The organism is Candidatus Poribacteria bacterium (assembly GCA_021295755.1).
Classification (GTDB): Bacteria; Poribacteria; WGA-4E; order WGA-4E; family PCPOR2b; genus PCPOR2b.
The window spans coordinates 1-11071 of the sequence record JAGWBT010000104.1 but is presented as its reverse complement, the minus strand read 5'-3'; the positions used below and the strand labels follow the sequence as shown (position 1 = coordinate 11071).

Sequence of the window (11071 nt, the reverse complement as noted above, 5' to 3'; positions counted from 1 at the left end):
TCGTCGGTGAGCGCCCCCCCAACATGTACCACCTGAATTCGGGATGATGGCGGCAGCTGTCGGGAGGCCATCGCAGTACGAAATGGGTCCTTCACAGGACGCAGATGCCCCAACACACACAACTCGAAAACGCTCTTCTTTGGAACAAATTGCCCCGGTGGTGCTGTTATCGATTGGTAGATTACCGACGCTTTGTGGCGCAGATGTTCTGAAAGTTCTTCGATGCCTGCAGGCTGTAACAGAATGAAGCGATCCGCCATCTCCAGAGACTCTTGGGCTGATGCGTCCGCATGGATATCGCCGTAGAGATCTGTTCCAGTCAAGGCAAGAATAAGGGGCAGCTCTGGATGTTTATGGCGGAAATGCGAAATGGAGGCGTGGCTGCGCCGGGCATGGAGCGCAACCAGAACGTCGCATCGCTCCCCCTGATACTCCTCTGCAATAACGACACGGTGTCCCAGTTCTCGTAAGATGCGAGCCCACCGAAGGGCAGTCACACGGTTGCCCTTTCGGGAGTATGTTGGGGCAGGGGTAATTAAGCAGATTTTCATCATTTATACAAAAACAAGATGGGTGGACTCAACAAAGGATTTCACATTCCCAATAATCTGCGCTCTTGGCACACCGCCATTGTGTAAAGCCGCCAGCAGCGATTCGCTTTGAGTGGCAGGGACTGACATCAGCAAGCCACCGCTGGTCTGCGGATCCACGAAAAGCTCCTCATGCCAATCAGGAAGTGATTTTTCAAAACGTGTGGAATCCTCAATTAACGCTCGATTGGCGGCGTTGACACCTGTCCGCATCCCTTTTTGGTACATTTCCAGCGCCTCACGCATAATCGGCACATCGTCGGTACGAATCTCTAAAGTCACGCCCGATCCTTCTGCCATTTCCAGGGCGTGCCCGCCCAATCCGAATCCGGTGATGTCCGTTACCGCATGGATGTCAAACCCAGCCATAGCCGCCGCCGCCTGCTTGTTGAGCGTCGTGATCGTCTGTATACATTCGTCTAACGCTTGATCTGACACCCAATTTTTCAGGTTGGCGTTAAAAATCACGCCACTGCCGATCGGTTTTGTCAAGATCAGGACATCTCCCGGCTCCGCACCGACGTTCCGCCAATATTTTTCCGGATGCACAATCCCAGTGACCGACAACCCGAACTTCGGCTCCTCATCATCAGTTGTATGACCACCCGCCAAGACTGCGCCAGATTCAGTGATTTTACTCAACGCGCCTTCGACAATTCCGTGCAGGATTTCTGGATCCAATTTATCCGCCGGAAACCCCACCAGATTCAGACAGGTCACAGGTTTTCCGCCCATCGCATAAATATCGCTGATTGAATTAGCAGCAGCAATCTGACCGAACACATACGGGTCATCTACCGGCGGCGTAATAAAGTCGGCGGTCGTAACCAGTGCCATCTCGTCGTTGAGGCGGTAGATGCCAGCGTCGTCGCTAGTTTCAAATCCGACGAGCAGATTCGGGTCATTTTTCTTCGGCAGTTTAGCGAGGAGTTCCCCCAGTCCAACTGGACTGACTTTCGCCGCTCACCCACACGTTTTTGCCAGACTTGTTAGGGTATGTTTTCGTGATAATCTATTTAAGTTCATCCTATCGCTCCGAACTTTTCAAAACTTAGATAATTAATGTAATATTGTCAAATCAGCAATTTCGTAATACGATTATGCCATCGCTGCTTTCGCTTGCGCTAACGCCTCAGATTCTGCATCCGCTCGGGTCGCAGCTGTAGACCGAGCAATGACAGCACCGGGGCTCACGTTATCTACAGTGCAGATATACACATCACCGAGCTGGTAAGATCTAATCCGAATTGTCCATTTGCCAATAGATTTGGTTCGAGTTTGATGATTTTTAGGGGTTTGCGCCATGTTTTCCTCCTTCAAACATTTTTCCAGTTTAGTCCCACACCCTTCTAGCAGTCTCAACAACTACTGACAGCTTATGCTTCTGGTCTGCTGCTGTAATGCGATTGCCGAGGACCGAAGTTGAGAAGCCACACTGTGGGCTTAATGCAAGTCGTTCTAGCGGCACAAATTGGCTAGCTTCCTTGATACGCGCAGTGAGTGCTTCCGGCGTCTCTCGGCGCGGCGTTTTAGTCGTAACCAACCCTAGCACGGCGATCTTGTCATCGGGAATCGCCTGCAACGGTTCAAATGAACCGGAGCGTTGATCGTCGTATTCGAGCAGCAGACGCTGGGCACGGATACCACGAAAAATCGGTTTAGCAATCAGATCATATCCCCCTTCGACCAACCACCGGCTGCCTTGATTGCCGCGTCAGAGGTGAAAGCCAAAGGTCACCTCTGGAAAATTGCCAATCACAGCGTTATCCATCTCGAGGCCTCGGCCCAGCCACTGATCAAGACGCCAACCTTGTTCTTCGTAGAAAGTTCTCGTTTGGGCATCGAGCAGCAACGGATAATGGGGGGCATCAAGTTGAATGTAGGTTGCACCCAATCGGACCAACTCGGCGACCTCATCCCGTAGAATATCGACGACATCCGCAAGAAAGCTATCGAGTGTAGGATAGGGGGACAGGGAATGTTCTAACGACCAGAAGTTTATCCACAGACTAGGACTGGGCAACGTGATCTTCGGTATGCGAGTCGTCCGCGCTCGCAGGTAGATAAATTCCTCTGCTGAAAGGTGACGTTTGCGGGTGAGTTTGTTGACAACGCCCAAGTTTTTGGGGCGTTCTAGGCTCAAACTCCCCGCACCTCCGTCGCCACACCAATCACCCCAGAGGAACGCATTGAGATCATATTCGCCAAAACCACTGACCGCTTCTGTCATCTGGCTCTGGAAGGATAGCCTACGCATTTCACCATCGGTAACCACCTCCAAGCCCACCGCTTCTTGAAGTGCAACCGCTTCATCAACCGCTTGATCTTCGATGGCTTTGAACGCCGCTTGCGTCATTTTGCCTGTGGCGACTTCACTTCTCGCTTTGAGAAGTGCAGGCGGACGGAGCAAACTTCCAACGACATCGGTATGTGCCGCGATCATGGACATCCCTCGCAATAATGGTCAGGTCGATATAGCACGATTCCAAGTTCCAGTGTCGTTTTATGCGTCCTCGGCAAGTTTGACACCAATCTCATCCTGACTCAGTTTTGCTCGATGGGTGGAGAGGTCAATCCCATACAGACCGGCGGCATTTTCACCTAAGACCTTGCGCTTGGCTTCTGGTGTAAGGTCAACCCCATATTCCTCTTTGATATCGTCCGGCAACTCAAGTGCCATAAACTTCTCAATCAACCACTTGGGCGTCCAGATCGCATAGTCGCTGCCGAAAATCATCTTATCCTCGCCTAACCAAAACAGGAGGTTGGCGATTATCTCGGCGAAATATTTCGGACGTGAGTGGATGAACGCCATCGCCACCGACATGCCGGCATAGACATTCTTTTCCTGCGTGGCAATCCAGCAGAAATCGTCTAATCGCGGCAGCCCGATATGCTCAATGATAAAGTTGAGATTGGGGAAGTCCGTTGCCGCATAATCCACATCGGCGACATCAAAAGCATCGCGATTGAGGGGATAAACAGTTGGTCCCTTGTGGACGTGGATGTTTTTAACTCCAAGTTCCTCGGCAAGCTCAAAATACTTGTAAGCCCACGGATCATTCAGCCGCCAACCTTTCGACCCATTTCGCCATTCGGCGGTGTAGAGCTTGAGTCCCTGAATCGGGTAATCCTCTACCATCTGCCGAAACGCATCCAGTCCCGCCTCCTCCGCTCTGGGATCAAAGGAACCGCAGAGAATAAAGCGGTCAGGGTACTTCGCTTTCATCGCGTTGTTCTGTTGATGGGTGTTAAACCCATTTTTATAAAACTCGTAAAGATACGTTGAGTTGAGGATTGCAACGTCGACGTATCCCTCCGAAAAGAGATCGTTGATTAGCGTCTCTTCACCGTATTTGCAATACTTTTCAAAGGACCAGACATATTCCTCAGGACTGAGGGCGGTATGAAAGTCATAGAAACATCGGATCCAGCCTTCGCCATACTCGTTACGCCAGTTTTCCGGGTTGGCATCCCAAAAGTGCATATGTCCGTCAACAACAAAAATCTCTTGCCCATTTTCTTTATACATTAGTAAGGCTCCTTGTATACTCAACGGCATTTATGACTCTAGCTCAGTTTTTACCTTTCCGTGCTGCCAGCACAGCGGTACAGAACGACCCGTTGGCTTGCAGTGCGACACGCACAGTGCGCGCACGTATCAGATACTTCTCTAACTGCTCGGCAGTGACCTCCCTACCACGCAGATCGATTATCAAAGGCGCGGTGGACGAGCAATCAAGGTCCATTTCCGCTCGACGCTGCAAGTATTGACGAGCGACTTCAGCCTCCCCAACATCACATATCCGACCATCGTTACGCCGGATCCGATAAGATTCGTCCTCAAAATAGAGGTCACCAATGCGTCGGACAGCGATCTCCTCAAGTGATAAACCCGCACTTTTCAAGTCCTGCAACAGACGTTCTTGACGTCTAATATACCCTTTTCGGCGAAAAAGATCGTTGAGTTGACACAGATCTTCAGATGCCTCATCCCGAAAAGCCTCCGAGAAGGACTTGCCAGTGTTCACACCCGCCTCGATTGTCTTCGCAGCGAAATGATCTTTCAAGCGAACCGCGACATCGTGGATTCCACTAACCGTCATCAGTTCACGGCGGGTATCCTCAGCCATCATATAGGAGAAGTTGGGCGCGCACCAGTAGGTCGGAAGATGTAATTCGATTGTCAGATGATCGCTTTCGGCTTCAATCGACTTGACGAAACCGAGTTTCAGAATAGACTCATCAAGCTCAGGATCGAGCACTCTCTCCAGCCGTTTGAAGATGACCTCTTGATCTAGGGTATCAGGAAGCGATAACCGCACATCATCGTACATTCTGCCCTCCACTTACGCCGTGCTGGACTCTCATCAATTTCTGCGTAATCAGGATTAGGGAACAATAACTCCTCGTCCTACAATCTGACGATTTTTGAAGTCGGTGATAGCAGTGTTAATGTCATCCAACGTGTACTCTTCCGCACGCATGTTGACACGCCCTTCAGCGTTAAGTTCCATCAACTCGACCAATTCCGTATAATTGCCAACAAGGCTACCGACAATTGCAATCTCATTGATGATCATGTGAACGGTGGGAACTTCAATTTTACCGCCGTAGCCAACAACGAAGTGAGTCCCGCCTTGACGCAACATCTGCCAGCAGAGTTGCTCTGCGCCGAGCTCTCCGACAAAATCAATGACGGCGTGGGCACCGCCTCCGGTGAGTTCTTTCAACTCTTCAACGACATCGGGACCGCCGTCAAGCACATGGTGAGCCCCCAAGTCTTTAGCCAATTTTCGGGCAGCTTCACTCTGGTCAACCGCAATGGTACGGGTCCCGCACAACTCATGCAAACACTGGAGGGAAATGTGTCCTAACCCACCTACACCGAGGATCGCACAATAACTGCCCGGGTTCAATATCTTCGCGGCCCGCTTGGCAACCCGGTAGGCGGTGATACCGGCATCCGCCATGGGAGCCACATTCACCGGCAACACATTCTCGTTAAGTTTGATCAACGCCCGTTCGTTGGTCAGGAAATACTCAGCAAAGCCACCGTCCGCACTCAGTCCCGGAAATATGTTATTCTCGCAGTACATATCTTCGCCCCGGCGGCAGCCGGCACAGATTCCACACGACCGCAAGGGATGGCAGATAACGGCATCACCGGGCTTCACCGATTTCACGCCAGTACCGACCTCCTCAACCCAACCAGCGTTTTCATGTCCCATGATGTAGGGCAACAACGCGCCGTCCGTATCCATCACGTCGCGCCATACCCCTTCGATGATGTGCAGATCTGTCCGGCACAAGCCTGCAGCACCGACACGAACAATCACGTCCTCCGGATTGCTGATGGTTGGCTCCGGTACGGTTTCAATTTTAAGTTCGACGTTCATCTCTTCGTCATACGCATACAGTTGAGCGGCTTTCATGTTGATGTCCTCCTTTTCCGAGTCCGAGCCAGCATGAACGGCTGTTTTTCCCTGTCAATTATCGGACATTATTGAGCCCCTTTTCGGATAAACCCATCAACTCTAATCTTGCTCTGAACTCTCCTAAAAATGAAGTGCCAGCAAACTTCCCATGGCTTATTAAAAGTCCACTAACAACCGTGAATCATCACTGCTCTGCTCTTGAAGAATAATGTCAGGAGTCACTGAAGATTGAACATCATCAGAAAGTATAACTGGGAAGATTTTCTCTAACGCTTTTTGTACATCACCTTCAAATGGTTGGTAGGGAATTGATAACGCCGTTAAGACCTGCTCAAATCGCTTGTAACCGCCTTCATCTCGTAGCTCTACCCAATGGATGCCTGAATCGTCGAGTTGTGCTTTACCCAGATCGGAGATCGTATCCGCAACAAACACTTGGGTATCACGAGCATGTGGAGCATCCGCACTTTCTGGATTTCCTTTGCCCATTAATTTTACTTCGCAACGGTATCTCATTCCAGCATTATCAGCCAGATAAAAGTCTGCTTCACGTTCCACTTCACTACCTGAAGCAGGAAGAACAGATTGTGGAAAATACTTTAGTGGAACACGGAATAGAGCACAAAGTGTTGTCATCAACGGTTTCTCAACCTGCTTTCCTGCCGCACTCCATAATCCACCCCGCAACGCGGCGCGTTTGACAGCAAGTGTGTTAATAACGATTAAACTCTCGTTAATGTTGAGATCTACACTGACCGTCCGAAATTTTATCGTCAACGAGATATCAACGTCGTTTTGCTCTGTCAAATCTTGAATTGCGTTAAGTAATACATCATAATGCTCCCTAGAGGCATCAAGTACAATCTGTTTCGCTGAAGATTCGTACATATTCGTGATCGTTTTCATGTTCAAGCCTGAATGTACAGCAATATCTGATTTGTCAAGTTTCGGATTGAGGAATTCCTCTTTGTACCAATCAACCGTCACGGAATGATTTTTTAACTTCGCATCAACAACTCGACCGAAAAAGTCGATGACATATTGTAAAAATTCGGCATCAATAAGCGCAACAATCTCAGCACGATAATCCTCACCTGCCAACAATTTACGTATGATATTCTTTATAACAACACCGGTAATAGTCATCGTTCTTTTTCCTTATTGAGTAATACTCTAAATTCAGCCAAGTTTAAACATTTGGGGTGGAAATCGTTAAATAGCGGATCATCAACAGTCTGCATAGTCTGTATCGCCTTACGGACATATTTCTCCTCCTGTTCAGTAAGAAGAAAAAAACGCTCTAACATGAGGGATGCTACACCCACTGTTCCGATACCTGCAAACGGATCAAACACTATATCCCCTTTGAAAGAATAAAACTGGATAATCCGCCTTGCCAAGTCGGTCGGGAAGATTGCCGGGTGGATCTTGTCGCTCGCTGGGTGGATATGCCACACATTCGTTTTTTCGTAGTTTCCCTCGACCAAACTTGCCTCAACCGTCTCCTCGTCGTATTGACGCATATTCCAATCTATCAACTTATCCGTTTTTTTGCGGTAGACCATCACATATTCCGTGACGGAGTTTGCCTTGTATCCGAGCGGTTTGCGATGTTGGAAAAACCCGCCGTTTCGGTTTTTGGCAGTTCGTTCCGGCTTCACCCAGACAATATCCTCAATGAACTCCCACCCCATCTGCGTCAACATCGGGTGGAGGTCGAAGGGAATGGCGTATCGCTTACTGGAGTGGGCACGACTCATACGCGGAACGATAACCGGGGAGGTATTGAGGACAAAAAAACGCCCCTCCTTTGTAATACGATGCACCTGTCTAAAAATATCAGCGAGGAACTGTAGGTATGCCTCGTAGCTTTCGTAAAGTGTGTAGTCACGGGCATTATAGTATGGCGGCGAAGTGAAAGTCAGGTGGATTGACTCATCAGGCGTGGCACTCAATACATCTCTCACATCGGCATGGATAATGACATTTTTGAGGGCATCTATACTGTGAGAATGTGGAAGCGTGCTCTCTTGTGTGGGTTCTGTGTTCGGCGTCAACTCCCGATTTATAGCATCTTGAATTAACTCATTCGGATGGTTCACCAACGCTGAAAACGCAGATTGAACTTCAGGGAGCATCTTAAAATTAATAAGCCCGCGAATTGCTTGCAAGACAACTTTGGGGTCGATGTCCTCTAGAAATTGGATAAGGATTGGGACCGATTTCGGTGTCCGCATTCGTCCAATAGCCGATACTGCTTCACGACGAGTAGCTGTATTTGCCTCCCTTTGTGCAAATTTTGAGATAGCATCAAGCAATGTTACATCCTTTAACTTACCGAGATTCTTAACGGCAAGCAGCCGGATATTGGGGTGCTCATGTTTTAGCAGATTCAAGAAGGGTTCTCTATCAAAATCTGATGGAAGCCTTCCAAGTTTTTCGAGAACAAACCGGAGGGGCTGCTCGTTATTCGTTAACGCGAGGTTCTTGATGAAAAATCGTTTGTCACCTGCCCATTTTCGTTCTTCTATATACGTTTTGGTTAGCATTGAGTTACCCTAGATAGTAAAGCAAGGGATGGGATGTGCGTTCCCTTATTAGCGTTCTCTCCCTTATTTCAACGCACATCATTCAGATCAACTGGCAATCCTGCTTTCTGCATATCGCGAGCTACTTTCAACTTCCATTCATCACCATCTATGCGTTTATAAAGTATCCCATCAAGATCGGAAGGGTTTTCTATCTCTCCTTTGATAAGTAGGCATACTTTTTGTCGCCCTAATGCACTTATAAAATAACCCAGTTCAAAAACGACGTTCTGGCGGGGTCTGGAGTTGAGTTGAGTTTCTGCTTCATTTTTTAATGCACCAACATCGTCGGGGGTTAGCAAGGCGATAGCAAAATCTGCTTTTTTAGCCTCTCGTTCAAACTTATCAAGAATCGCAATTATACCTTCGTCGGGTTGTCGATCAAGTATAATATTATTTAAGCCCAATTCCTTGACGAACAAAGCAACTTTATATCTGGATTCATCATCACGCCCATGCACGATAAATACATTATTGCCGAAACTGTGCCGTGCCGTATTTGAACGTTCTGAAGATTCGTCGTATAGGTCAAGTCGTTCGTAGATTCCCTGTAAGCTGTTAATGCTCTTTTTCATTCTGTTCACGGTGAGTAAGTGTTTGGGAACATAGATCAAGCCTCCGCGACTAGGGAATGGGCTGTAACTATCGCTTCCTAAACCCTCACTAAACAAAGTCATCAAAAGATTTTCATTATACTGTGACTACCGAGAACATTCATCTACCAAGTCCGCACTATATTCATCAATAGAAGTTTCCAATGTGCCAAGTAGTTCTTCCCCCCTCGTTATTCGCTCCTGTATCTTCTGTTTTACCTTTTCTTTGCCTTCAGTCAATTTTGGCAAAGGTGATTCGTTCATAGCTTCTCCTTTCATCTCAAATCTGTTTTGCTTTTCTTCTGCTTTTTTCTTATATTCCTTACACTCTGATTCTGACCCCGCTGCCAATATGTAGTATCGCTCATATTGCATTGATGATTTGAGTTTTTTTACTATTGCCATGTGTGGGGATTCATGTACTAAGGATGTATAGTGTATATTTGGTGTTGCATCAAGTGCCATTTCTAAATCTCGTTGCCGTTGTTTTAACTCATCGTCCTTCTTTTGTGCCAATAAGAAGTGTTGGTCATTATTTGATTGTGGGAATACTTCTCTGAAATCCTCCTCTGTTTCATACTCTATAAGAAGTTGATTAAAATTGAGGATCATATCCATCATACTCTTTCGGTCAACGATTCGGAAGTCTCCTATATCACTCACTCTAATTTTGTTACCTTTTGCCGTCTTAATTCTTGCTGTGCTTTCCATGTTATCTCCTCCTTTCTGGGCTGATGCCCGGTAAGGCTGATTATGGTCTAAAAGTATGTTATACAACCGTGCAAGATGCAGCTGATTTCCTAATAATTTGTAAGGCTCATAGCGTCCTCGTACATGCACCGCCAGTGCCCATTCATTTTTCCCCTCGCCGATAACCTCAACACACTCAATGTTTTCTGCGCGAATAGCCAAACTAATATCATCGAGTTAAACAAATTTTTCCATTTTATATCTCCTTTCAATATGAATATCCGATAAGAAAATTATAGGACATTCTGAGTATTTCCGCCTCAGATAATACTTGCCATTATGATGATCTATCTACTCTCAGTTCTCTATCAGCTTGAATATAGGCATTCTCTGCCTCTAAATAGTCTTGATAGTGTTCTTCACTATTATGAGGTAGAAGCCATGCTTGGTCGAGTCGATCCATTGCAAGTGCGTATTCTTGGAACGCTTTGCTCGGTTTGATCACCGATTCAATAGGGAATATGATAGCATTCACTTCCTTTTCATCTCCTTTCAATTTATTGATTCAACCTCACCCGTAACTCAATTTTAGATGGTCTGCATCTTCTTTCTTTGCGGGTGCATTTGTTTTCCTTCCTTATTAGCGTGTGGACATTGCTTCTATAAGGAGGAGCTGGAGCTTCCCGTTGCCCATTTCTTCCGCAAGTTGACGTCCTCTTTCAAAATCCTCATTTGCTTGCGGGTAGCCTCCTATTTCTCGCTTTGCGAAGCCTCGAAGCAAGTAGGCATCAGCGTTAGCTGGGTTAAGGCTTATCGCCATATCATAATCGCTTATGGCTGCAAAGTATGTCTTGTCATCTGCTTTTGCTTTACCCCGATCAATATATGTCTGGCTATTATTACCTGTTGTTGTATCACCTGGGTTGCGAGAGGTGCCGAGCAGCATTGCGAAGATTATTAATCCTATTATTACGATACAGGCAAATCCAAATACTTTCATTGCTTTTCTCCTCATTTTCTAAACTGTGACCGATCCGTGTTTCCCTCAGTCTAGTGTTGGTTTTACCTTTGATAACTGAACGCTTAAAGATCCTCAGTTCCATCATCAATCCTACCAATTTGGAGCCTTGCGAATCCAGTCCGAGAACGCCTTTCAATGAGATGTGTGTGAC

The 11071-nt window shown here is 47.3% G+C and carries 14 protein-coding genes; all 14 read right to left on the bottom strand.

The window, feature by feature from the left end:
• Window positions 1–497: TIGR04348 family glycosyltransferase (locus J4G02_15380; GenBank protein ID MCE2395948.1), on the bottom strand; the 497-nt coding region annotated here is incomplete at its 3' end.
• A gap of 57 nt (window positions 498–554) precedes the next feature.
• Window positions 555–1529: a selenide, water dikinase SelD gene (selD, locus tag J4G02_15375; protein ID MCE2395947.1), complete on the bottom strand. Its 975-nt coding sequence runs from the start codon at window positions 1527–1529 to the stop codon at window positions 555–557.
• Window positions 1530–1688: 159 nt separating this feature from the next.
• On the bottom strand, window positions 1689–1895 hold the full coding sequence (locus tag J4G02_15370; GenBank protein MCE2395946.1) for a hypothetical protein: 207 nt from the start codon (window positions 1893–1895) through the stop codon (window positions 1689–1691).
• A gap of 28 nt (window positions 1896–1923) precedes the next feature.
• Window positions 1924–2280 carry a vitamin-B12 independent methionine synthase gene (locus J4G02_15365; GenBank protein ID MCE2395945.1) on the bottom strand — a complete coding sequence of 119 codons (357 nt, stop codon included), beginning with the start codon at window positions 2278–2280 and terminating at the stop codon, window positions 1924–1926.
• Between the two features lie 24 nt (window positions 2281–2304).
• Window positions 2305–3033 carry a hypothetical protein gene (locus tag J4G02_15360; GenBank protein MCE2395944.1) on the bottom strand — a complete coding sequence of 243 codons (729 nt, stop codon included), beginning with the start codon at window positions 3031–3033 and terminating at the stop codon, window positions 2305–2307.
• A gap of 60 nt (window positions 3034–3093) precedes the next feature.
• Window positions 3094–4122 (bottom strand): amidohydrolase, encoded by a 1029-nt coding sequence (locus tag J4G02_15355; GenBank protein MCE2395943.1) that lies wholly within the window; start codon window positions 4120–4122, stop codon window positions 3094–3096.
• A gap of 43 nt (window positions 4123–4165) precedes the next feature.
• The gene (locus J4G02_15350; GenBank protein ID MCE2395942.1) at window positions 4166–4927 is read right to left on the bottom strand and encodes a DUF59 domain-containing protein; all 762 of its coding nucleotides are present in this window, start codon (window positions 4925–4927) and stop codon (window positions 4166–4168) included.
• A gap of 54 nt (window positions 4928–4981) precedes the next feature.
• Window positions 4982–6025 carry an NAD(P)-dependent alcohol dehydrogenase gene (locus J4G02_15345; protein ID MCE2395941.1) on the bottom strand — a complete coding sequence of 348 codons (1044 nt, stop codon included), beginning with the start codon at window positions 6023–6025 and terminating at the stop codon, window positions 4982–4984.
• A gap of 159 nt (window positions 6026–6184) precedes the next feature.
• Window positions 6185–7174: a CfrBI family restriction endonuclease gene (locus tag J4G02_15340; protein MCE2395940.1), complete on the bottom strand. Its 990-nt coding sequence runs from the start codon at window positions 7172–7174 to the stop codon at window positions 6185–6187.
• On the bottom strand, window positions 7171–8577 hold the full coding sequence (locus tag J4G02_15335; protein MCE2395939.1) for a HEAT repeat domain-containing protein: 1407 nt from the start codon (window positions 8575–8577) through the stop codon (window positions 7171–7173). Before J4G02_15335 ends, J4G02_15340 begins: the two co-directional genes overlap by 4 nt.
• Before the next feature lie 68 nt (window positions 8578–8645).
• Window positions 8646–9191 (bottom strand): nucleotide-binding protein, encoded by a 546-nt coding sequence (locus tag J4G02_15330; protein ID MCE2395938.1) that lies wholly within the window; start codon window positions 9189–9191, stop codon window positions 8646–8648.
• A 126-nt stretch (window positions 9192–9317) separates the two neighbouring features.
• Entirely contained in the window at window positions 9318–10121 is an 804-nt protein-coding gene (locus J4G02_15325) for a hypothetical protein (GenBank protein MCE2395937.1), read from the bottom strand.
• A 115-nt stretch (window positions 10122–10236) separates the two neighbouring features.
• Window positions 10237–10434 (bottom strand): hypothetical protein, encoded by a 198-nt coding sequence (locus J4G02_15320; protein MCE2395936.1) that lies wholly within the window; start codon window positions 10432–10434, stop codon window positions 10237–10239.
• A gap of 105 nt (window positions 10435–10539) precedes the next feature.
• On the bottom strand, window positions 10540–10899 hold the full coding sequence (locus tag J4G02_15315; GenBank protein MCE2395935.1) for a hypothetical protein: 360 nt from the start codon (window positions 10897–10899) through the stop codon (window positions 10540–10542).
• Between the last annotated feature and the right edge of the window lie 172 nt (window positions 10900–11071).